We start from the raw sequence: 20,841 nt of genomic DNA, 5'->3' as shown, positions 1-20,841 counted from the left end.
TGATCTGTCGGTCGCGGGGCCGGGTGCCGGGGCGGAGGCGCCGGTGGAGCCTGAGCAGAAGCCCCATCCGCACGGGAGTGCGGGAGCCGCTGCTTACCCGTATCGACCTGCTGCGCTTTCTGGAGCGCGTCCAGGGGAGCGACCTCGCGCGCACGCGCAGGTGGATCGAACGGGCAGGGCAGCGGCATCCCGTGGCGTTGCTCCACCGTCGAGTCGAGCGGGTACGAGGTCGTGGGCAATAACTGCGTCGTCGAGGACTACTGAGCCCCCGCACCTGCCGCGCCACCCAGACGGGCGGGCGGGCGGCACATGCGGACGGCCTGTCAGGCCCGCCTGACCGCACGGCTGACCGGTGGGCTGTGTGGTGGTCAGGGGAGCGTGGGCCCCAGGTGTGTCACAGACTGGCAGCCGGGCGGCGGGCGGTCAGCAGGTGCTGGGGGCCGTCTTGCCCGCGAAGCGGTCCGCGAGCCAGGGCGCGCCCTGACTGCTGGTCGCCGCGGTGGCGGCGATGTGGCCGGGAACATAGTTGGTGGTGAACTTCACCGTGGCGCCCTTCGCGCACCAGTCGGCGGCCAGTTTCGCTCCGACTTTGTGCGGGATGACGTCATCCAGGCGGCTGTGGGACAGCAGGACCGGCATGGTGGGTTTGCGGGTGCCGAGCTGCTGTTCGGCCACGATCTTCTTCCACGGTGCGGACTTCAGGCGCTCGGTCAGCGGGTGGCCGTCCACGGTCAGCGAGCGGGACTGCAGGAACGGATAGGTGGCGATCGCCTGGGTGGTGCACCGGTTCTCGCGCAGGTCGGCGGTGACCTTCCTGCCCCGGGCGTTGAGGTAGGGGTCGATGTCGATGTCGTAGGCGGAGCCGAGCCCGGACAGCGAGTAGTTGAAGAACGCGCCGTAGGCGGAGCCGTCAAGGTTGGCGGCCACCGCATCGAGGTCGGCGGGCGGAGCACCGACCACGGCGCCCTTGATGTCGAGTTCGGGCGCGTAATCGGCGGCGAGTTCGGCTGCGGCGGCGCTCGCGCCGCCGCCCTGGGAGTACCCGTACAGGGCGACCGGCCCCGCCTTGGGGAGGTGGGCCTGCTCGAGGTGCTGGGCGGCGCGCAGCGAGTCCAGGACCGCGTGCCCCTGGGCCGCTCGGGTCATGTAGGTGTGGACGCCTGGGGTGCCCAGGCCCTGGTAGTCGGTGACCACGACGGCCCAGCCCTGGTCGAGGAGTTTCTTGATGGGGAGGGCTTCGTATTCGGTACCTTGGGCCATCTGCCGGGACGGCGCGCACTGGTCGGCCAGTCCCTGCGTGCCGGGAGCGAAGGCAACAATCGGCCGCGGCGAAGGGGATGCCTTCTTCGGGGTGAGGACGGTGCCGGTGACCGCAATCGGCTTTCCGTTGCGGTCAGTGGTGCGGTACATGATCCGCTCGATGCTCGCGTCGGACTTCACGACCTTGAACGCGTCCAGGTAGAACACCGCCGGCTCGGAGCGGATCACGTCACCGTTGCGGGCGGGCAGGGTGGCCGGGGGTTTGTAGAACGGCGGGTCCACCGGCTGCGCTTGCGGCGGCGCTGTGGAGGAGTGCACCGGTGGTGCACCCGCGGCCAGGGACCAGCAGGAACAGGCGGCCAGGACGACAGCGGCCAGACGGGCTCTCACCTTCACGGCATCTACCTCTTTCGGTCAGTGGCCCGCACGTCACGGGCCCTGCCCGTGATCTTCAACGCCCCACAGCCCGCGACAGGGCGTGCTCGGCGCGAGGTCACCCGAAAAGCCGCAGCCGGTGAAACGAGGCTGATCCTGCATCGATGCGGCATCAGACGGCGCGGCGATGACGAGCATCGTCGTCAGCAGGGCGGTGATGACGGTCAGGGTGATCAGCTGGCCACGTTGATGATGCCGCCGAAAGGGCGGTCGACGTCGCGGAGACGGCATCCGCCTGGATCTGGGCCCGCGGGGTGGCGGCGGCGTACTCGGCGGTTTTGTTCAGCTGGTCCAGAGCGCGGGCCTCGCCCCGGGAGGCGCGGCCGCCGGTGCCCTGGCCGGTGATGGGCGGGCTGTCAGCCGCCGTGGCGCTGTGCGCCGTTGGGGGGGGGCGGGCGGCTGACCTGTGAGTTTGATGCCATCGGAGGACAACACCGCCGCGCCCCAGGGGGCGACCTCCCTTTTGGACACGCGGAAGGGGTGGAAGGGATCCGGCGTGACGTGGACCTTGCCCCGAGCCGATGCTGAGCGCGCCCGTTCCTCGGCCTGAACTGCGGCCGGGCTGAGCCGGTGAGCCGAAGTGGGACGGATTTCGGGCGCTCGTCTGTGTCGACGCGGGTCGGGTGGTGCTGCGCTCACGGCGCGGCACCGAGATGACGCCGGCGTTTCCGGAGATCACGGCCGGGGCTGGGCAGCTGCCGGAGGCGACCGCTCTGGACGGCGAGTTGATCGTGTGAGACGCCGCGGGCCGTCTGGCGTTCGAGCGGCTGCAGCACCGGCTCGTGCCCGGCGCGGCGCCTCCGCCGGCCGGGCCGCCCGGGAATGGCCGACGCACTTCGTCGCCTTCGATCTGCTGCGGCGGTCCGGTACGGAGACGACCGGCTGGCCGTAGTGGCAGCGCCAGGCCGCGCTGGAGTCCGTGTTCGCCACGCGCCGGCTGTCCGCGCCCTGGGCGCTGTGCCCGTCGACCACCGACCCGCAGATCGTCCGCGAGTGACTGACGTGGACATCGGTCGGAATGGAGGGCATCGTCTTCAAACGGCTGGACGACGTCTACCGGCCGGCGGTGCGTGGCTGGGAGAAGTACAAGGTCCGCGAGACGAGCGAGGCGATCGTCGGCGCAGCATTGGATCTCTCACCGCTCCCCGGACGTTGCCGCTGGGCCGCTACGACACCGAAGGCCGCCTGCAGTACGTCGGCCGCACCACCACGCTGGCCCGGACGGCCGGCACAGCGCTCGCCTCTCTGCTCTCTGCCGGGCAGAGCGGGCATCCGTGGTCTGGCTGATCGTTCAGCGCCGGGTGGGGCAGCCGGGAGCAGCTGGACGTCACGCTGGTGGAGCCCGGCCTGGTCGTGGAGGTCGGCGTCGACGTCGCCCGTGACGCCTCCGGCCGTTGGCGCCACCCCGCCCGCTGGCACCGCGCCCGCCCCGACCTCTCCCCCGCCGACGTCGACCATCTGCCGTCGTCACCAAGCTGACGCGGTCGGCCACTCCCGTAGCGGCCACTCCCGGCCGTCGTCCCACTCGGTGACCCTCACCCGAGCGCCGGGACTCTCTGCGTACTCCTTGACGAACCCGTCGAACTTTCAGTCGGCGGTGTGGGGGTCGGCCCACCAGCCGTCCAGGACCGGGCGGCCGTCGATGGTCAGGGTCACGTGGTAGCGGCCGGGCGGGATCATGCTCATCAGCATCGCCCCGCGGCCGCGAGCAGGTGCGTGCGCCACAGGTCCAGCCAACGCGGCGTGCCGTCGGGGGCGACGATGCCACTGCGGACGGCGGCATCCGGGACGGCGCCACGTCCAGGCGGCCGGGACCGATGCCGAGGCGGGCGAGCGGGTCATCCACGCCGCCTCCCGGTGACCTGTCGCAGCGAAGGTTGAGTGTTCTCATCGAACACTGAGTGCTATCGGGTCGCCACGGTCGGCGGTCATGGCCCATGCGCACCCGGCCGAGGCGGTCGCCGCGGGTGTCCTCGCGGGCGAGCCGTTCCACGCTGCTGCCGCCGGGGGTAGTGCCGATTCGGCCGGTCAGCGCGCCAGCGGTCTGTCGGCCCGTCAACTCCTGCTCAGCCGCCGCGCGATGGCCTTCAGCAGCTCATCCAGCGCCGCCTCGTGGGTCCGCCCCCGCGGCCGGGCCAGTCCCACCCGGCTCGGTGGAACCCTGCGGACTGGACGGAACACCACATCTGGGTGGGAGTAGAAACGGGCCGACGACACCGGGGCCAACGCCACACAGCCGCCGGCCACCGCTCCGAGCCATTCGTCGGGGCGGCTGGTGACGGCGCCGACCCGGACGGGGTGCCCGTCACGCTCTTCCGCCGCCAGCCAGTGCTCCCTCCAGGCTCCGGTCTCGTCTTTGGCCGCGACAAACGGCTCGTCCCACAGCTGCTGGAACTCGACCATCTCGCTGTTCGCCAGCGGGTGCCGAGCTGGTAGCAGCACCCCGCGCTCCTCCACGAACAACTCCCGCACCGTCAACCTCTCCTGACCCGGAAACGGCAAACGCACCACCGCCGCATCCACCTCACCCCGGGCCAGCCCGGCGCTCGGGTCGGACCAGTCGAACTGCCGCAGTTCCACCCGCCACTCCGGCTGCGCCTGGCGGAACGCGGCGATGACTGCAGGGACGGCGCCCACTGCGCCCGCGTCCAAAAAGCCCAGGCGCAGGACCCTGGCCGCCCTGCCGGTTGCCTGCACCGCCTTGTCCCAGCCGTCCAGCAGCGCGGGCACCCGCGAGGCGAGCTCACGACCAGCCTCGGTCAGTGCCATCCCCGACCGCGAACGCGTGAAGAGCCGTACCCCGAGATCGTCCTCCAGGCGCCGGATCTGCTTGGTCAGCGCGGGCTGTGAGACGAACAGCCTCTTTGCTGCCCCGGTCAGGCTGCCCTCCTCCGCCACCGCGGCGAAGTACCGAAGCAGGCGCGTTTCCACGTCCATGCCCCCAGGTTATAGAAGCAGGTATTAGACGGTGCCGAAGTGCCCGCAGACCCTGAAAGCATGAACGGTATCCAGCTCGCGTTCCTCGTCGTCACCCTGCTCACCGCTGCCATCAACATCGGTATCGCCGCCGCTGACCTCGCCGGGGCGCGCTTCGTGCTGGCCAACTCAGCGGAGGTGGGCGTCCCCCCATCCTGGCTGCCCCGGCTGGCCGTCCTCAAGCTGGCAGGTGCGGCGGGCCTCCTCCTCAGCCTCTTCGACGCCGCACTACGCCCCCTCGGCGCCGCAGCGGCCTGCGGTCTCGGCCTGCTCTACCTGGGCGCGCTCACCTTCCATCTGCGCGCCCACGTGCTCTACAACCTCGCGTTTCCCGGCTTCTACTTCGCCACCGCCATCGCCTCGCTGGCCTTGACCGTGTCCTCCTGATAGCGGCACCACACAATGCTCAAGGTGAACACTCAACCTTCGCTACGACAGGTCAGTGGCTTGGTGCGGGTATGGCGCGAGGCGGTGGCCAGTGCGCGGGCCAGGCGCCGTTTCTCGGCGTCCTTGCTGCGGCGCAGCACGCGGCGTTGTTCGGCGGTGCTTTCGTCTGCCAGGTGGGCTGGGCCCAGGTGGCGGCCCGAGGCGGCGTCGTACACCTCGATGGCGTGGTCGTGATATGGGGGTGTAGCGGATGCGGACCTTCGTACCCGCGTGGGCGCGGCCGGTCATCCATGGGCCGATGTAGTAGCGGCCGTGCCAGCGCACTCCGCTGGGGGTCAGGGTGCGGGTACGGCCGTCGTCGGCGAGCGTGAAGCGGTGCAGCAGATCGGGGGCGACGCCCTCGATCGGGGTGGGATCGGCCCGCCAGGCCTCGAGCGGTGTCCGACCGCCCAGGGCCTGGGAGAGATGGTGTGTTCCACCAGGTGATCCACTCGAGGAGGAGGCGGACGAACTCCGTGAACGGCAGTGGCGGGTCCTCATTTGCGCGCCGCGCCGCAGGGGCCTTGACGTGGTCGGGCCGAGGGGCGTGGGTGTAGCGGGACAGGGAGGCGAAGAACATCTTCTGTGCGCAGCTGTTCAGGTTCTCGATGGAGCCCTTCAGCTCCGGCCGGTAGGCGGGCAGGTCCTGGATGGGCATGGCGAAGGCGCCCAGGGCTTCGGTGATGGTGGTGGAGAGGAAGTCGGCGCCGCGGTCGATTCGGACCAGGGAGGGCAAGCCGCCGATCGGGCCGTAGGCGCCGGTGGGGTCCTCGTTTTGCAGGATCGCTATGCGCAGGGCGACGAGGATCGCGTCGCGTGAGGGCTGGTGGGGTGTGATCGCCGCGCCCAGGATCGTGTTCGTGGCGGTGTCGAGGAACCACGTCACCCACGGGAACACCAGCTCGCCGTCCCATGTCACCTCGCCGGGAATGTGTTGGCGGTCGGCTTCCCAGCAGGCGTTACGCCACTGGCGGGGGCGGCGCAGATGCACGTCGTGGCGGCGGCGGGCGCGTTCCCCGCCGGACAGGGCGGCGCGCTGGCCGGGGTTGAGGTCCAGGCGGATCGCGCGGTGCAGGGTCGCCAACGACGGCACCACAGGTACAGGCCGGCCGGCCTCGCGGGCTGCGGCCTGCTCGGCGAGCAGCTCCCGGTGCAGCGCGGCCGCGTTCCTGCACCCCGCCGCCAGACGCGCATGCAGTTCGGGCGTGATCCGAAACCGTGGGCGCGGCACCGCCTCCAAGCGGCCTTGGGCGCGGGCTGCCTCGAGCCAGCGTCACACCGTACGCAGCGACACCTGAAGGCTGCGCGCGATCAGACGGGCACGCTCGGTGGTCAACTTCCCGCGGCCGTCCAGCGCGAGCAGCCGTGCCACGGCTTGACGGCGCCCCAGCCGGCCATCACACTCCGGGTCGCTGGTCGTCTTGGTGTCGTCTGGTTGGGTCATCACTCATCACCACCGGGCCCCGCGCGAGCAGCCGGCCGCGGCGGGGCCTCACCTCCATGGCACCGCCCGGCGTATCGGGGTGACACCGCAGCCCAGGATGCGCCGCGGTCGATCTGTAGGGCGTGATAGGAAACGCTGGCATCACTGTCAGTCCTTCATGACACAGTCATCCGCCATGGACACGGACACGTTCTGGCAGCTCATCGAGAAGGGCCGCGCAGACGATGCATCGCTCGATGCGGCCCTGGCCGAGCTGCTGGCCGCACACGGAAAGGACGAGATCCTCGCCTTCGACGTGCGGATGGACCAGCTGGACACGGCGATCGACCGGTGGGACGTATGGGCCGCCGCCTACCTCATCGGTGGCGGCTGCTCGGACGACTCCTTCATGGACTTCAAAGCCGGCCTCATCGCCCTGGGCCGCACCTGGTACGAGCGGGTGGTCCGCTGCCCTGATGCTCTCGCCGAGCACCCCGACATCCACCACGCACTCGCGACCGGGGTCGAAGAGGCCGTGTTCTACGAGGAGATGGGATATGTGACCGCGACCGCCTGGGCGCGGGTCACCGGCGACCGGGACAGCTTCTATCCCGCCCTGGAGCACTACCGCGCCCAACACCGTGCAGACGGTGAGGAGTTGCACGACATGGGCGACGACTTCGACTTCGACGATGCACACGAGATGCGCCGGCGGCTCCCCCGCCTGGCCGCCCTCTACCTCGGCGAGGCACAGCAGTGAACCGGCCGGACCTCGCCGTGGGCGAAGCGGGATGGGACGGTCCTTATTACCGGGTCCGCACGAAGGACTTCGAAGCGCTGTTCCTTCCCGATCCCGACGAAGAACTCGACGCCGTCTGCAACGTCGACGCGGAAGTACATCTGCCTGACGGCTCCCGCTGGAGCGCCACCATCTTCACCCTGGCCGAGGTCGACCGGCTGATGCAGCACTGGCAAGACACCGGAGAAGCGGCTGGTGGCCGCTGCTTTTGGTGTATGGACGGCCTGTTGGTGAGAACGCCGGGCATCACCTCGATCGTCGAAGTGATCGCCACGCTCCTCGCGACAGACCAGTTCACCGGGCCTTTTCACCGGCTCCACGAGAGGGCATAACCATCCGCCCACGTAGTACGTGACGCTCGGAAATCTGCACCACCACGACGAGCGGGTCGTCACCACGACGACACCATGATCACAACGACCCGACGACACCCCGGCCACGTCCGCGCAGGCCGCCCAGCCGCTCTCCCGCCGGTGACACCCTCTACGACCCAGCGACACAACCACGCAGATTCGCACCTCCGTGACGCCTTTGATGGAAGGCAGGAGCCGCCGTGCACCTGATCGAACTGTTCACGAGATTCGACAGCATCGAGGCCGCCGGGAGCCGTGTGCAGGGCGGCGTGATTGGCGATCCCCGCGAGCCGCTGTGCACCTCAACCGACCGCAGCTCTCGCACTGTGGACGGCCGCCTATGCTGGGGCTGTGACACCGAGAGCGGGACAGGGAACAGTGCTGCGGGCGGATGCTGCGCGCAACCGCGCCCGAGTCTTGCAAGTCGCCCGCGAGCAGTTGGCCGCCGGTGATCACTCGCTCCATCTAAACGCCATCGCCCGGCTCGCCGGTGTGGGCGTGGGGACCGTGTACCGGCACTTTCCCAACCGCCATGCGCTGATCGAGGCGCTCTCGGCGGAACGCTTCCGGGAACTGGTCGGCGAGGCACAGGCAGCGGCCGCCGCCGAGGACGCGCTCGCGGGCCTGCACCGCCTCTTGCGCTTCGCCCTTGACCGCGCGCTGGACGATCCCGGGTTTGCGGCCGTGCTGGAGTCCGCGAGCGATGCCGAGGCGCAGACCTCGGAAATGAAGGCCGAGCTCGACCAGGCTGTCGCCGATCTGCTCAACCGGGCCCGTCTGGTCGGCGCCATCCGGAGCGGCATCGAGGCGGACGACGTGCGCCGCCTGCTCTGCGGCGTCGAGCATGCCGTGCGCTCCGGTGACAGCGACCCGGCGCGCCGGGAGCTCTATCTCGGCGTCCTTCTCGAGGGCCTGCGCGCTCCGCGCTGACGGCGGCACGCCCAGGACATCCATACCGGACGATGTCGGGTAGCCCGCCGGGCGGACCCACCCCGCACTAACCGGATAAGTATCCGTTTGCTAATGTGCACCCATCAAAGCGGATAGCTATCCGAATAATCCGGTAACGGCGAAGGGGCAGAGCGATGAGCCAGCGCGCAGTGGTGACAGCGGGCACCGGAGGCATCGGGCTGGAAACCGCGAAGGGACTCGCAGAGCGCGGGTTCGCCGTCACGGTGGTCGGCCGCAACGCCGAGCGCGGCGCGATCGCCATCGAGCGGATCACAGCGGTCGCAACCGGAGCCGCACCGCACTTCGTGGCCGCCGACCTCGCCTCGCTCGACCAGGTACGGGCGCTGGCCGCGCACCTGGCGGCCGAGGGCCCGCTGAGCGTGCTGGTCAACAACGTCGGCGCGATGTTCGCGCAGAGACAGCAGACCGTCGACGGCATCGAGGCGTCCTTCGCCGTCAACCACCTCTCGCCGTACCTACTGACCGAGTTGCTTCTCGACCAGCTCCGAGCAGGCGGGCCGAGCCGCATCGTCAACGTCACATCTGCTGCGATCAAGGCCGCCAAGCGCACCTTCGACGCCGTAGAACCGCCGGGCGGCTACTACGGCTTCCACTGGTACGGCCGAGCCAAGCTCGCCAACCTCGCCTACATCCTGCACCTGGCCGAGCGCCTGCGCGGCACCGGCATCACGGTCTTCGCAGCCGACCCCGGCGGCGCCGCGACCGACATGACCAACGGCACCATGACCTCACCGAAGATCGTCTCCCCGGCACTACGCCTGCTGTGGCCGCTACTCCGCCGGGCCTTCGAACGCTCCACCGACGGCACGGCGTCCGATGCCGCCCGGCCGTCCATCTTCGCCGCCACCGATGCCTCGCTCGACGGGCAGACCGGCCTGCTCATCGGCCCCGAGATCCGACCTGTCCCTGCCTTCCGAGGCGCCACCGACCCCCAGGCCATCGAAAACGTCCTCAGGCTCAGCCGGCAGCTGGCACCCCTGCGCGACGGTTCCGGAATTCAGCCGAGGTGAGTTTGACTGTCTTACGTGCCTGAATGACGATCAGAAGCCCGACCTGCGGGGGGAGATCCGTCGCAGCACTGGATGAAGAGGGTGCTGTCGCTTCTCGTGGAGAGAGAACACGGCACCAGTCGAGCGCCTCCCAAAGTGGTGAGCCCGTGCTGTCGAAGCGCATGAACAAGGCCAGCCGGTCACCCACACGGGCAGCTCTCCCTGGCATGGCCCTCCCGGGCTCGTTATCCGGAGGTCGGCTCGGGCACACGGCCCGACCGCTACCGCTCGCAGCGGGGCCGGATCCGACGGACGACCGTTGCGAGCATCGCGAGACCGGTGCGTACGGCGTTCCTGCGCCGTTGCGCGGAACGGGTCTACAACGCCGGTCGCGGGTTCAGGCCTGTTCGGGGACGATGCGGCGGCGTGGACGCAGGAGTTCAAACCGGCCAACGGCTGCCGGCCGAGAACTCGTTCCAGCTCTCCGCTCTGCCCGGCGAGCACCAGCGGGACGTTCCCGGGGACCGGGTGGGCCCACATGGCGTGGGGCATTTCGAGCAGCGCCGTGCGCATGTCGTGCGCGCGGAGCACGATGCCCGTGCGCGGGGCCCGGGTGAACCCCTCGATGATGCGTTCCTCCGCGACGGCGCGCTGCTGCGGGCGTGGACCGTGGACGTGGTCCAGGCGCAGTCCGTCGTACAGGGTCTGGATTGTCGCGGTGCGGTCCAGGGTGCGTGCCGCGGTGACCCACACCGGCTGTACCGCGTGCTGCTGTACCAGGCCCAGTCCCTGGACGATCACCCGGACCCAGTCGCGTGCGGTCGGGGCGGTCACGCTCATGACCGCCTTGTGCCGGATGGTCTCCTGCAGGTCCTCATACAGCTCCGGAGCGCCCACGCTCCCCTCCCCTTCACACGGCAGCACACTGCAGACACAGCCTGCTCGGTGCGAAGCGCTGAACGCAGAGCGGCCCCCGAAGTCCACTCCCCCGAGCGGCATGCCGCCTCCACTCACCCACGCCCGTGCCCACATGGTGTCCGGCTCGCTGTGCTGCAGCCAGTGCCACCGCACGCCCCCCGTTACCTACTTCGTGGCTCCGCAACGGGGCCAGAAGGCGTTCGACAAGCGACTGCCCAACACCGGGCCCAAGCTCCGCGAACTGTTCGCCAAGCTGCAGACCAAGCACGGGGCCGTGCTGGTCGTGGTCGACCAGCCCGCCTCGATCGGGGCCCTGCCGCTCGCGGTCGCGCGGGCCATGAACTGCCGGGTCGCCTGCCTGCCGGGGCTGACGATGCGGCGGATCGCCGACCTCTACCCGGGCGAGGCCAAGACGGACCGGAAGGACGCGTTCATCATCGCGGACGCGGCCCGGGCGATGCCCCACACACTGCGGGCGATCGACGGCGAGGACGAGACGATCGCCGAGCTGGAGATGATCGTCGGGTTCGACGACGACCTCGCAGGGGAAGCGACCAGGGTCGCGAACCGGCTGCACGGCCTGCTGACCCAGATCCACCCCTCGCTGGAACGGGTCCTGGGACCGCGGTTGCAGCACCCGGCCGTCCTCACGCTGCTGGAACGGTTCGGCTCCCCGGCCCGGAACGCAAGGCCGGCCGTTGGCAGCTGGTCACCCTGCTGCGGCAGAAAGGCACCGCGGATGGCTGAGCGCCTGGTCGAGGAGATCTTCGACGCGTTGGACGAGCAGACCGTGACGGTCCCGGGCACCGAGGCGGCCTCATTGATCGTCCCAAGCCTGGCCGGCTCGCTGACGGCCGTGCTTGACCAGCGGAAACTCTTGGCCCGGCGGATCGAGGAACTGCTGGAGGACCACCCTCTTTCGAAGGTCCTGACGTCGATGGCGAGAGTCGGCGGCAGGACCGGAGCCCGCTTCCTGATCGAGGTCGGTGACGGCAGCACCTTCCCGACCGCAGGCCACCTCGCCGGCTACGCGGGTCTCGCCCCCGGCAACCCGGAGTTCAGGTTCCTCGATCCGCGGCGAGCAGCCCTCCAGGAGATAGATCGCCAACACATCGGCCGTCGGCCAGACCCGCAGGTCCGGGTCGGCCACCCCGCTATGTTGCCCGTCCCCCGGGCCCAATGCGGCTGATTCCCCTGACCAAAGACATAGGGGCACCCCCGCCGTGAGTGCCGGGCCCGCGTCGGTCGAAGGCGCTCTGGCCCTGCCTCCAGTGGTCGGGGCTCAGAGCCAGGGCAGGTGGGGCGTCAGCGCACGTGGACGGCCCCGGTGTGGGCGTTGAGCGTGTAGTAGTGGCCATGGGCACGGGCCGTGCTGTGGCCGGTGTCCAGGGCGGCGATGCGCACTCCGTGCCGGGTGATCCACGCCTGGTAGGTGCCGTTGGGCAGCTTGGTGACGTGGGCGATGTCGCCGTCCGCGAGCCGCACGTCGCGAGTCTTGCCGGTCTGACTCGTGTGGTGCTTGCTCTGGTGCTGCGGCACGTTCTGCTCGCTGTGCCAGCCGCCGGGGTGCACCACGCCGACGAAGCCGTTCGCCTGGTTGAGCACATACGTGTAGCCGTGTACGCGCTGGGTCTTGTGCGCGGCATCGAGCACCGCGATCCGCACCCCCTTGTGCGTGATCCAGGCCTGCCAGGTTCCGTTCGCCAGCTTGGTGACGTGCGCGGTGCTGCCGTCGCTGAGCGGCAGGGTCTGGGTGTGGCGTGCCGGAGTGCTGTGCTGGGCGGCGGCCGCGGGAGCGGCGGGCAGCGGAGCGGCTTCGGCGGTGGCGGCGACGGCGGTCACGGCGCCGAGGCCGAGAACGGCGGATGCCAGAGACGTGCGGAGAATACGAGAGGTCTGCATGCGCCGGCCCCTTTCCATGAGTCGAACGAATCGAGCGGGTTGGCTTGAGTCGAACGCGTCGTGTGGACCGCGTACTCATGAAGCTAGGAGCCCCACGTCAAGGCATTCCGTAGGGAACATCACAGACCCGTGACAGCGCCTCGATAGTTCGCAGACGAGGAGGAAAGACCTGGTCACGGTGGGTCCTTCGCCCCGGCCGTGCGGTCCGGCCGCCCACTAGCCGATCGTCAGGTTCGTGAAGTGGATGGTGACGCTCTGGGCGTTGCCGGTCTGGGGGTTCTCGACCTTGATGACCCTGGGCTCTTGCAGGGTGTACTGCTGCGTCGCGTTGCCCATGGCGTCCGACCGGATGAGGGAGGCCGTCGCGGGCTGGGTGTTGCCGTTGATCAGGTCGGTGAACTGCTGGGACTGTTCGGCGCCGCGGACCACGGTCACCGTGCCCGCCGTCTGCCGACCGGGGATGAGCTTGTTGGAGGGGGTCTGCTCCGTGGGCTGATCCATCTTCAGTTCAGTAACGTCGGCGAGGGCCTCGGTGCCGCCGTCGACGCTGAACTGGACCGTGTGCGCGGTGACGGCGTCGCCCCCGGCCAGAGAGGTCAGATCCGAGGAGCTCTTCGCGCTGCTGTCGGACGCATGGGCCTTCGACGCGCCGGTGTCCGAGGACTCGGAGCCGCAGGCGGTCAGCAGGCCCAGCGACAGTAAGGCGGCGGTGGCCACCATCGCCGTGCGTCGGCGCGAGGTGAAGGTGGAACGATGCATGGGAATCTCCCTGAATCGGTCGGTCGTGGTTTTCCCCGGTACGACGACGACTCTGCCCGGCGCCGCTACTGTCCCATCGCCGACCACTAACGCCTCGCTAACGGCTCCCTCACCCTGCGGAAACCGAACTCGCCCCCGCGAAACTCGAATCGGGTCGCCCCAACGCAACGGACCCTCGCACCAGGACCGGAACCCCGTGCCGTTCGGATACTCATCGCTGCTGCTTGGAGTGGGTCTGGCGAGCCCCGACAGCTTGCTTGGAGCCTGTCCGGGTGACCGTCTCATTGGTGTATCAGGTGGCTCGGAAGCTGCTCGCGGTCCCGGCGGCGCTGCTGCGCCCGGACGCCGTCAAGGATGCGGAACTGCTCGTGCTGCGCCACGAGAACGAGGTGCTGCGCAGGCAACTCTCGGGTCCGGTGCGGTACGAGCCGGCAGATCGCCTGTGCGCGGCGCTGCCCTCCCTGATTCCCCGGTGCCGGCGGGCACAGGTGTTCCCGGTGACGCCCGCGACGCTCCTGGCGTGGCACCGCAGACTGATCGCGCGCAAGTGGGATTGCAGCAAGTGCCGCAGGCGCCCCCGGGGGCCGTCGACTGCGAGTGCGGTGAAGGCTCTGGTGCTGCGGCTCGCCCGCGAGAATCCGCGGTGGGACTGTCGGCGGATCCAAAGGGAACGTGTCCGGCTCGGACACCCGGACGGCTCGACGACGGTCTGGCAGACCCTCACCGCAACGGGCTACGATCCAGCCCCACGCGGGTCCGGCCGACGTTGCGCGAATTCCTGAGCGCGCACGCCGAGGCCATCGTCGCCTGCGACTTCGTCCATATCGACCTGGTCCACCTACGCCGCGTGTACGCGCTGGTATTCCTCGAACACGGCACGCGTCGGCTCCACATCGCGGGAGCGACTGCCCATCCCACCGAGCCCTGGACGGTAACAGCAGGCAAGAAACCTCGCCGTCGAGTCGGGCGTGCGGGTCGACTCCCTGCGTTTCCTGCTCCGCGCCGGGACACGAAGTACACCGAGTCCTTCGACGCGGTCTTCGCGGCCGACGGCATCGGCGTCGTGAGGAGCGCGCCGCGGATCCCCCGGATGAACGCTCACTGCGAGCGGGTTATCGCAACCCTTTATCGCAACCCTGCGGCGCGAGACCCTCGACCACCTGCTGACCTGGAACGAGTCCCACGCCCAGCAGGTCCTCGATGCCTGTGCCCGGCATGACAACGGACATCGCCCGCACCAAGCTCGGGGACAACTCCCGCCCCTCGCCCAAGAGCACCCGGCGTCCGGGACCAACCTGACCACTCACCAGCTCCTCCGCACCCGAGCGGGTGCGTGATCAGCGAGTACAGATACACGGCTTGACCAGTGGCGACGAGTTCCCGAACGGCACAGGGTCTGCGTCTCAGGCACCCGCCGCATCCATGCCGGCCCGCGCACCTTCACTTGATGTTGATCTTCCGCAGCATCGTGATACCCAGCAGTGCGGTGAGGATTCCGGTGCCGAAGAGAACCGGATAGTTGCCGCCGTCGCCGACCGCCAGCAGGGACGGTGCGGCGAAAGGGACGAGGGACTGCGGAATCGTGGTGGCGATGTTCACCAGGCCGAGATCGCGAGCGGTGGTCGAGGCGTCGGTCAGGGTGGCCGTTGCCATGGCGACGTACAGGCCCTGGAAGAGGCCGTTCCCCACGCCCACGATGCCCACGCCGACGAAGAACACCGGCAGACTCTTCACGCTGAGCAGCACGGCCAGGCCGACGGCCGCCAGCAGTGCTGAGGCCATGAACACCGGCTTGCGGCGGCCTATGCGGTCGGAGGTGACACCGGCGAGGGGGCTGCCGACCAGGCCCAGCAGGTTCATAATCAGGACGCTGATAAAGACCGTCCCCGGAACGTCATCCTTCGGGATGTGCAGGTAGTCCGAGGCGGTGGGCGCGGCGCTGAACACGGCGAGCTGCCGCGACAGATGGAGACCCAACGGGGCTCTGCTGCCCGGTAGTTCTGCGAGAGCCGACGAGTGCATGAGGCAGGTCGAGCGCGGCAGGACAGGGAACCAACGAGGTTCCTGTCTCAGCGAGTTGAGACTTCGAACATCTCTCTCAACGGCACGGGTGCTTCGTGCGTTGCGGCCCCCGCCACCCTCACCCGATCAGTGGCCACGCTGAAATGCTCACTGACATGATCCTTCGTTTGTACCAGTTGCACCGCATTTTGCTCGAGAAACTGAACCCGGTCGGCGAGCTCGACTGGTTACGCAAGATCCCCCCTTCTGGGCGGGATCATCAGTTGCGATTGGTGCACCGGCGCCGCGGTTTCGGCCCAATGCCAGTTCACCTGCTGCCAATGGCACTCGGCGGGGGTGTGCAGGACAGCTGCACCCCCCGCCATTTATGGCAGGAGAGCGCCTCTCCTGCGAGTGCGCGTCACTTTGTGGCCGCGTCCAACTCCTCGGCCTTTATCAGTTTCCTTAGCTCCGGCAAGGTCTTCTTCGAGGTCTGCTCAATGTAGAGGGTGCCTCCGGCCGGATGGTCCACGGTCACGGCGTAGACGGGGTCCACACCTTCGATCGCGTACACGGTTACAGGTTCCGAAGTCGCTTCCTGGTCATCGTCGTTGGGAGTGTCGTCGCACCCAGGGCTGGTGCCCGCCCCCAGCCGTCTGCCCGCTCTGACGTCGTCGCTGTCGCCTTCGTCATCGGGATAGAGCCCGTGGCCGAGATACGTGTGGCCCCCGTATACGAGCAGAGCCGCGCAGGAACTGTCCGCACCACCTTGCGTGGTGCCCGCCCCAGCGCAGGACGTGGACATGATCAGGGCCGCCGCCGAGAGCGCCGCCCGCACACTTGTGGTCCCCGCCAACCTTCCGCGCGCCGCCCAACCGACCGTCTGCTTGCCCGTCATGAACCGACCTCCCTCAGCTGCCGCTACCTGCGGCCTGCCGCACCTTCGACGCCACAGGGCCGCGAAAGGTTCGCTCGTCTCCTACGGCATGATGAGAGCTGTTGAACGACCCTCAGCAGGAGATCCTCAGCAGGGCGCCGACAGCTCCATCGGGCGGCTGACGCCCTTCGACGCTGTTGCCATCTGTCAGGCTCCGGCCCTGGTGCGCGGCGCGACCCCGGCTTCCGGTCGATGAGCTCTGGACATCAAGCAGAGCTCGGAGACTCTGCGCGGGGGCGTCGTCAAAAAATGATCAGGTGCGTCGGCAGCTTTGCCGGGGCCTCAACTCGCTTACCGTGCCCCGGAATCGGGTTGAGGTGTATGCGCTGCCGCGATCACTGTGGGTCACGCAGCCGGAGTGCAGTCCGCCGCGGCCGTGGGCCATGTCGCTTGCGTCCACGACGAGGTCGGCGCGGTGGTGGTCGGCCTTCAGTAGCCGACGACCTCGCGGGTGGCCAGGTCCAGCCGGCAGGCGAGGTGGTGCCGGCCCGCGGCGGTCGGCAGAGTGGTGATGTCGCCGACCGGTTCGTGCCGGGGGTCTCGGCGTGGAAGTCGCGGTCTGTCAGGTCCTGGGCCGGCCGGGCCTTCTGCCCGGCCGTGTCAGCGAACGGCGCTTGCGAGGGGTGACGTCCTGGATGCCGTGCTCGCGCATGAGGCGGACGACCCGTTTGCGGTTCACCCGCCCTTCCAGAGGCCGCAGTTCGGCAGGGACGCGCGGGACGCCGTAGGTCTGGCGCGAACCTTCGTGGATCACGATGATCTCGTGCACCAGGGCTTGGTCGGCGCCCGGCGGGTCGTCCGGTATTCGCCGCGGTAAGCCAGGCTTAGAACGAGGAACGGGCCACCTGCAGCAGGGGGCAGGGGGCAGGGGAAAGCGACACCGTGGGTGGCCTTCTCCGCCTCGATGAAAGCGAATGTCTCGTTCACCGATCGCTCTCCTTCGCGAAGAAGATCGCGGCTTTTCGCAGTACCTCGATCGTCTTGGCCTGTTCGGCGTTCTGCCGTCGCAGCCGCTTGAGCTCCTCGTGCTCGGCGGTCGTGAGCTCCCCCGAGGGCACCCTCGCCCCGGTCGGCCCTGGCCTGGCGGTACCAGCCGCGCAGGGGCTCCGCGCTGATGCCGCGCTCCCGGGCGCACGGCGGCGACCGTCTTGCCCGTGGAGTCGACGAGCGCGATCGCGTCGTTCTTGAACTCTGCGGTGTTCCGCTTCGTGTACTTGCTTTCCACCTGGTTCTTCTTCCTCTGGAACCTCAGGTCCCAGGCTCCAGGTGCCCGCGACCAAGGAAAAGGTTCAGATCGGTCGCCGGACCGCACGGGGTCCAGCTCGGTGCCGAAGCGGCGAACCTAGGCGACCGGCCCCCCATGCGGTAGCCCTGCACGCGGGGAATCACCATGCGGCCCTAACAGGATGCTGACAGGGCACTGACGGGAAACTGAAAGGTCATTGCCACTGTGCGCCTCATGAGACACCTCCGCCGTAGCATCCTGCTGACCGGCGCCGTGACCACCGGCGTCCTTGGTCTTTCCCTCCCGGCCGCCGCGGTCGGCGCCCCTGTCGCCGGACTTCTCACGGAGCGGCCGGCCGATGCCGGGCCCGAGTTGCTGTTCCTCCCGAACATCGACGACGACGCGGGCGTCTGCCGGGACCGGGCCCGCACCCTCGTCGAGGAGGCCGCGGACCGCGAGGCCGCCAACGACGACGCGTTGCAGGAGAAGCGTGAGCAGTTGGAGCAGGAGCCCAATAAGGAGAAGGCCGAGGCGGAGTGGGCCGAGGCGGTCCGCTCCCACCGTTGGAAACAGAACAAGACGGACCGCGCCCTTGCCGCCTGCAACGACGCCGCCGACGACGTGGTCAACGGACACACCGACGAGGCCGACCTGGCCCGTCTGCGCACCCGGGCCTGGCCCGGCGCCCCCGCCTCCGCGAAGGGCCGTCTCACCGTCCCCGCCCGGGACGCCGGCCGGATACGGCTTTTCATCCACCGTCCGGGCAGCTCCGCACCCTACGGTTGGGAGGCGGTCGGCCCACGGACCAGACTCACCGCGGAGGAACTGCGGCACGGCGTGGAGATCGGCGTCGAGGGCCGCGACGTGGTCCGGGACGCCGCCGTGTGGAACGGCCGCACCAGTGTCACCCTCACCGTCACCGCGAACGGCGCGAGCGCCTCGGCGGCGCTGAAGCTGCGCCAGGCCCCCGTCCTCACCCAGCTCAACACCGCCCCCGTCCAAGAGGTGCTGCGGGCCCGGGCCGATGAGGACGACGCCTACACCCAGGCGTTCGTCAAGGAGCTGGACGCCGCCCTGCCGGCCGGCCGGGTGCAGCGCCCCTCCCGCGCCCTCGGCACCCAGGGCGACGCCTGGGCCCAGGACATCTTCGAGCCCGCCTACACCGCCGTCCCCGGACCGGACGGCCGTCCGCACGGTATGCGCGTCCTGATCACCTCGGTCAACGACGACCGCCGGGTCGCCGCACGCACCGCCTTCACCGAGCTCGCCGGACCCGACGTGGCCGCCGTTCACATCACCCACGTCCCCGACGTGAACGAGAAAAGCGGCTACGACTCGATGGGCAACCTGGAGACGGCCCCGCCGAGCCCCGGCAACCCGCACGGCCGCGTCGTCATCGGCGGCGGCGACGGCTCGGCCCCAGGCCCGACCGGGCCCGCCCCGGAGATGCTCACCTTCCTGCGCGCCCAGGGCGTGCAGGACCCGATCTCCCTCGACACCTCATGGCTGACCGTCGGTCACGTCGACGAGTTCGTGCAGTTCCTGCCGGCGCCCGGCAGCCGACTCGGCTGGCGGGCCGTGATCGCCGACCCGCGTGCCGGCCTCGCCCTCCTGCGCGACGTACGGAAGAAGGGACATGGCGGCGACCTCCTGCACGGCGGACTGCCCGAGCTGGAATGGCCGTACGACACGCGGCTCGACCAGCGCAGCGTCGACGCGTTCCTGACCGACACCCAGTTCATCGGGACCAACGAGCGCGCCGCCGAGCGGATCGACACCAACGTCGCCGTGCTGAAAGCGAAGGCGGGCCTCACCGACGCAGACATCGTCCGCGTCCCCGCCCTGTTCACCGCCCGCTCGATGGACTACGGCATGCTTCAAACTGAGATCGCAAGCATGGAAGACGGCCCGGAGAAGGAAGCCAGGCAGAAGGAGCTGGCAGGGATGCGCGACGCGGTGGCCGAGATCCCCGGAACCGTCAACGGCCTCGTGCTCAACGGCAGCCGCTACGTCGCCCCCAAGCCCTACGGCCCGGTCTTGAACGGCAAGGACGTCTTCGCCGAAGCGATCACCAAGGCGTTCCGCGGCACCGGTTACCAGGTGACCTACGTGGACGACCTCATCAGCTCGCACATCAGCGAGGGTGAGATCCACTGCGCGACCAACACCTTCAGGGACGTCTTCAGCCCCAGCAACCGCTGGTGGCGGCACTGATCCGTCGCTCGGCGCCACAGCCGGTCCGTCGAGTCGTCCGACGGGGTGTCCGAGGCGACCGCGCTCGTACGGCCTTCGCCGACGCGGCCCAGCATCGCGTCGCCACGGTCTCCTATGATCTAGGCGACCGTGCCTACCGGCTGCCGGCCACCGGCGAGCCCGTCGAACTCGCCGCGACTGTGCCCTATCCCCGCAACCGAACCTTCCCCGCGGGCGCGGCGGCGACCCGGCCGGCGCTCCCTCCGCCTCTCGCAACCGCTCTTACACGGGGACGTAAAGGTCCTGCGGTGACGCGCCCAGGATGAGCCCGTTGTCGAAGCGGACCTGCACCGTCACCAGTGGCCCCTGTTTCTGGAACGCGACCCACGCCGGCTGCAGTGCGCCGACCTTCTGCTCCAGCTGCCTCCTGCTTTCCGGGGGCATGCCGTCACCGTAGGAGTCGAGCAGCGACTTGAGCCGCTCGTATTCGCGGACGTCGGCGTCCTCGCGGGCGTGCTCGACGACTTCTTCCACGGTTCCTTCGGTGTCGGCGGCGAGGGAGAGGATGCCAATGACCGCCCCGGACACCTCGATCGGGTCGGTCAGTCGGAGATCAGCGACCAGCTTGACCCGCTGGCCTTCCTGCAGAGTCATAAGATTCCCTGTTCTACGGTCCGGTCGTGCTCGCCCCATGATCGCGCTCGCCCCGCTGGGCCGTAATACCGGCCGGGCCGCTGGCGGCGATCGCAAGGTGTCTGCTGCCAGACAGCGTTCGTCGGCCGTGGGGGGCGCCCCCTTCCGGGTGCTCAGCCAGGCCACGATGCGCGCCTGGCACACCTGCCGCTCGCCAACCGGCCGCTGCCCTCGGTCGCGGCCTACGGCCAGCCGTGCGACCGAAGCGGCCGACCGACCACTTTGCCGTCGAGGGAGAAACGCCATGACGACGTGCAAACGTCACCGCGGGCTGACCGAACAGGCCGCCGACGCTGCTGCCGACCAGGCATGCCCGATGTTGCGGCTGCCGACCAACGGACATCGCGGTATCGGGGAAGCAGCCGACCGGGGACGCTACCGCGGCTCGGTCCCGTACGCAGGCCGGGCCGGGTCCCAGCAGTAGCCGTCCACGCTGGCGCCGGCTGGAGCGAGGTTGGGCCAGGATCCGATGCTGCGCCGCACTGCCAGTGCGGCGCCGCTTCTGTTCCGTCGAACTGCGATACATCGTTCCCCTCCAGGGGAACGATGTATCAGCTCCTGGCGATGTCGGGGCGTTGGG

The 20,841-nt window shown here is 69.4% G+C and carries 19 protein-coding genes and 3 pseudogenes; 11 read left to right on the top strand and 11 right to left on the bottom strand.

Annotated features, from left to right (window positions below; translation table 11 throughout):
• Positions 1 to 423: 423 nt before the first annotated feature.
• Positions 424 to 1,656 carry a lipase family protein gene (locus tag ACIREE_RS27565; RefSeq protein ID WP_404157532.1) on the bottom strand — a complete coding sequence of 411 codons (1,233 nt, stop codon included), beginning with the start codon at positions 1,654 to 1,656 and terminating at the stop codon, positions 424 to 426.
• Positions 1,657 to 2,318: 662 nt separating this feature from the next.
• Between ACIREE_RS27565 and ACIREE_RS27560 the strand changes: the two genes are divergently transcribed.
• A complete protein-coding gene (locus ACIREE_RS27560) occupies positions 2,319 to 2,432 on the top strand; it encodes a hypothetical protein (protein ID WP_404157530.1) in 114 nt (37 codons plus the stop codon).
• Positions 2,433 to 3,030: 598 nt separating this feature from the next.
• Positions 3,031 to 3,174: an ATP-dependent DNA ligase gene (locus ACIREE_RS27555; RefSeq protein WP_404157527.1), complete on the top strand. Its 144-nt coding sequence runs from the start codon at positions 3,031 to 3,033 to the stop codon at positions 3,172 to 3,174.
• Between the two features lie 576 nt (positions 3,175 to 3,750).
• Here ACIREE_RS27555 and ACIREE_RS27550 read toward each other — a convergent pair.
• Positions 3,751 to 4,632: a LysR family transcriptional regulator gene (locus ACIREE_RS27550; RefSeq protein WP_404157526.1), complete on the bottom strand. Its 882-nt coding sequence runs from the start codon at positions 4,630 to 4,632 to the stop codon at positions 3,751 to 3,753.
• Between the two features lie 60 nt (positions 4,633 to 4,692).
• Between ACIREE_RS27550 and ACIREE_RS27545 the strand changes: the two genes are divergently transcribed.
• A complete protein-coding gene (locus tag ACIREE_RS27545) occupies positions 4,693 to 5,058 on the top strand; it encodes a DoxX family protein (RefSeq protein WP_404157523.1) in 366 nt (121 codons plus the stop codon).
• 42 nt (positions 5,059 to 5,100) lie between these two features.
• On the opposite strand, the gene ACIREE_RS27540 is transcribed toward ACIREE_RS27545, so the two are convergent.
• Both ACIREE_RS27540 and ACIREE_RS27535 read right to left on the bottom strand, forming a co-directional pair.
• Positions 5,101 to 5,598 (bottom strand): Mu transposase C-terminal domain-containing protein, encoded by a 498-nt coding sequence (locus ACIREE_RS27540; RefSeq protein ID WP_404157521.1) that lies wholly within the window; start codon positions 5,596 to 5,598, stop codon positions 5,101 to 5,103.
• A gap of 772 nt (positions 5,599 to 6,370) precedes the next feature.
• Positions 6,371 to 6,541, bottom strand: a complete 171-nt coding sequence (locus ACIREE_RS27535) for a hypothetical protein (RefSeq protein WP_404157519.1) — start codon at positions 6,539 to 6,541, stop codon at positions 6,371 to 6,373.
• A gap of 157 nt (positions 6,542 to 6,698) precedes the next feature.
• Between ACIREE_RS27535 and ACIREE_RS27530 the strand changes: the two genes are divergently transcribed.
• The 5 genes and pseudogenes from ACIREE_RS27530 to ACIREE_RS27510 form a co-directional block, all read left to right on the top strand.
• The gene (locus tag ACIREE_RS27530) at positions 6,699 to 7,280 is read left to right on the top strand and encodes a DUF4240 domain-containing protein (RefSeq protein WP_404157517.1); all 582 of its coding nucleotides are present in this window, start codon (positions 6,699 to 6,701) and stop codon (positions 7,278 to 7,280) included.
• Positions 7,277 to 7,651 carry a hypothetical protein gene (locus tag ACIREE_RS27525; protein ID WP_404157514.1) on the top strand — a complete coding sequence of 125 codons (375 nt, stop codon included), beginning with the start codon at positions 7,277 to 7,279 and terminating at the stop codon, positions 7,649 to 7,651. The genes ACIREE_RS27530 and ACIREE_RS27525 overlap by 4 nt, the downstream gene beginning before the upstream one ends.
• A gap of 372 nt (positions 7,652 to 8,023) precedes the next feature.
• On the top strand, positions 8,024 to 8,602 hold the full coding sequence (locus ACIREE_RS27520) for a TetR/AcrR family transcriptional regulator (protein ID WP_404157511.1): 579 nt from the start codon (positions 8,024 to 8,026) through the stop codon (positions 8,600 to 8,602).
• A gap of 155 nt (positions 8,603 to 8,757) precedes the next feature.
• Positions 8,758 to 9,654 carry an SDR family NAD(P)-dependent oxidoreductase gene (locus ACIREE_RS27515; protein WP_404157508.1) on the top strand — a complete coding sequence of 299 codons (897 nt, stop codon included), beginning with the start codon at positions 8,758 to 8,760 and terminating at the stop codon, positions 9,652 to 9,654.
• 1,084 nt (positions 9,655 to 10,738) lie between these two features.
• Positions 10,739 to 11,645, top strand: a pseudogene (locus ACIREE_RS27510) (IS110 family transposase); the annotation flags it as partial.
• 211 nt (positions 11,646 to 11,856) lie between these two features.
• On the opposite strand, the gene ACIREE_RS27505 reads toward ACIREE_RS27510, so the two are convergent.
• Positions 11,857 to 12,453 (bottom strand): hypothetical protein, encoded by a 597-nt coding sequence (locus ACIREE_RS27505; RefSeq protein WP_404157505.1) that lies wholly within the window; start codon positions 12,451 to 12,453, stop codon positions 11,857 to 11,859.
• A 216-nt stretch (positions 12,454 to 12,669) separates the two neighbouring features.
• Positions 12,670 to 13,212 carry a hypothetical protein gene (locus tag ACIREE_RS27500; protein WP_404157502.1) on the bottom strand — a complete coding sequence of 181 codons (543 nt, stop codon included), beginning with the start codon at positions 13,210 to 13,212 and terminating at the stop codon, positions 12,670 to 12,672.
• A gap of 272 nt (positions 13,213 to 13,484) precedes the next feature.
• Between ACIREE_RS27500 and ACIREE_RS27495 the strand changes: the two are divergent.
• A pseudogene (locus tag ACIREE_RS27495) lies at positions 13,485 to 14,575 on the top strand (integrase core domain-containing protein).
• Positions 14,576 to 14,652: 77 nt separating this feature from the next.
• Here the strand turns inward: ACIREE_RS27495 and ACIREE_RS27490 are convergent.
• The 4 genes from ACIREE_RS27490 to ACIREE_RS27475 all read right to left on the bottom strand — a co-directional run bounded on the left by ACIREE_RS27490 (position 14,653) and on the right by ACIREE_RS27475 (position 17,208).
• Complete coding sequence (locus tag ACIREE_RS27490; RefSeq protein WP_404157499.1) at positions 14,653 to 15,189, bottom strand: MFS transporter; 537 nt, start codon at positions 15,187 to 15,189, stop codon at positions 14,653 to 14,655.
• Positions 15,190 to 15,634: 445 nt separating this feature from the next.
• A complete protein-coding gene (locus ACIREE_RS27485; RefSeq protein WP_404157496.1) occupies positions 15,635 to 16,111 on the bottom strand; it encodes a DUF6281 family protein in 477 nt (158 codons plus the stop codon).
• 601 nt (positions 16,112 to 16,712) lie between these two features.
• Positions 16,713 to 16,919 carry an IS3 family transposase gene (locus tag ACIREE_RS27480; protein WP_404157493.1) on the bottom strand — a complete coding sequence of 69 codons (207 nt, stop codon included), beginning with the start codon at positions 16,917 to 16,919 and terminating at the stop codon, positions 16,713 to 16,715.
• Positions 16,920 to 17,073: 154 nt separating this feature from the next.
• Positions 17,074 to 17,208 carry a hypothetical protein gene (locus ACIREE_RS27475; protein WP_404157490.1) on the bottom strand — a complete coding sequence of 45 codons (135 nt, stop codon included), beginning with the start codon at positions 17,206 to 17,208 and terminating at the stop codon, positions 17,074 to 17,076.
• Positions 17,209 to 17,609: 401 nt separating this feature from the next.
• Here ACIREE_RS27475 and ACIREE_RS27470 point away from each other — a divergent pair, with 401 nt between their 5' ends.
• Complete coding sequence (locus tag ACIREE_RS27470; protein ID WP_404157487.1) at positions 17,610 to 19,589, top strand: protein-arginine deiminase family protein; 1,980 nt, start codon at positions 17,610 to 17,612, stop codon at positions 19,587 to 19,589.
• 261 nt (positions 19,590 to 19,850) lie between these two features.
• On the opposite strand, the gene ACIREE_RS27465 is transcribed toward ACIREE_RS27470, so the two are convergent.
• Positions 19,851 to 20,222, bottom strand: a complete 372-nt coding sequence (locus ACIREE_RS27465; protein WP_404157484.1) for a hypothetical protein — start codon at positions 20,220 to 20,222, stop codon at positions 19,851 to 19,853.
• Positions 20,223 to 20,505: 283 nt separating this feature from the next.
• Between ACIREE_RS27465 and ACIREE_RS27460 the strand changes: the two are divergent.
• Positions 20,506 to 20,646: pseudogene (locus ACIREE_RS27460) on the top strand (AAA family ATPase); the annotation flags it as partial.
• Between the last annotated feature and the right edge of the window lie 195 nt (positions 20,647 to 20,841).

The organism is Streptomyces sp. NPDC102467 (assembly GCF_044765445.1).
Lineage (GTDB): Bacteria > Actinomycetota > Actinomycetes > Streptomycetales > Streptomycetaceae > Streptomyces.
This window is presented reverse-complemented; position numbering and strand designations above follow the sequence as displayed.

What these genes read in the sequence shown, in the direction of transcription:
- ACIREE_RS27545 (WP_404157523.1), top strand. Translation starts at nt 4,693, where the DNA reads ATGAACGGTATCCAGCTCGCGTTCCTCGTCGTCACCCTGCTCACCGCT.
- ACIREE_RS27535 (WP_404157519.1), bottom strand. Translation starts at nt 6,541, where the DNA reads ATGACCCAACCAGACGACACCAAGACGACCAGCGACCCGGAGTGTGAT.
- ACIREE_RS27540 (WP_404157521.1), bottom strand. Translation starts at nt 5,598, where the DNA reads ATGAGGACCCGCCACTGCCGTTCACGGAGTTCGTCCGCCTCCTCCTCG.
- ACIREE_RS27485 (WP_404157496.1), bottom strand. Translation starts at nt 16,111, where the DNA reads ATGACGGGCAAGCAGACGGTCGGTTGGGCGGCGCGCGGAAGGTTGGCG.
- ACIREE_RS27470 (WP_404157487.1), top strand. Translation starts at nt 17,610, where the DNA reads ATGAGACACCTCCGCCGTAGCATCCTGCTGACCGGCGCCGTGACCACC.
- ACIREE_RS27550 (WP_404157526.1), bottom strand. Translation starts at nt 4,632, where the DNA reads ATGGACGTGGAAACGCGCCTGCTTCGGTACTTCGCCGCGGTGGCGGAG.
- ACIREE_RS27505 (WP_404157505.1), bottom strand. Translation starts at nt 12,453, where the DNA reads ATGCAGACCTCTCGTATTCTCCGCACGTCTCTGGCATCCGCCGTTCTC.
- ACIREE_RS27530 (WP_404157517.1), top strand. Translation starts at nt 6,699, where the DNA reads ATGACACAGTCATCCGCCATGGACACGGACACGTTCTGGCAGCTCATC.
- ACIREE_RS27500 (WP_404157502.1), bottom strand. Translation starts at nt 13,212, where the DNA reads ATGCATCGTTCCACCTTCACCTCGCGCCGACGCACGGCGATGGTGGCC.
- ACIREE_RS27465 (WP_404157484.1), bottom strand. Translation starts at nt 20,222, where the DNA reads ATGACTCTGCAGGAAGGCCAGCGGGTCAAGCTGGTCGCTGATCTCCGA.
- ACIREE_RS27515 (WP_404157508.1), top strand. Translation starts at nt 8,758, where the DNA reads ATGAGCCAGCGCGCAGTGGTGACAGCGGGCACCGGAGGCATCGGGCTG.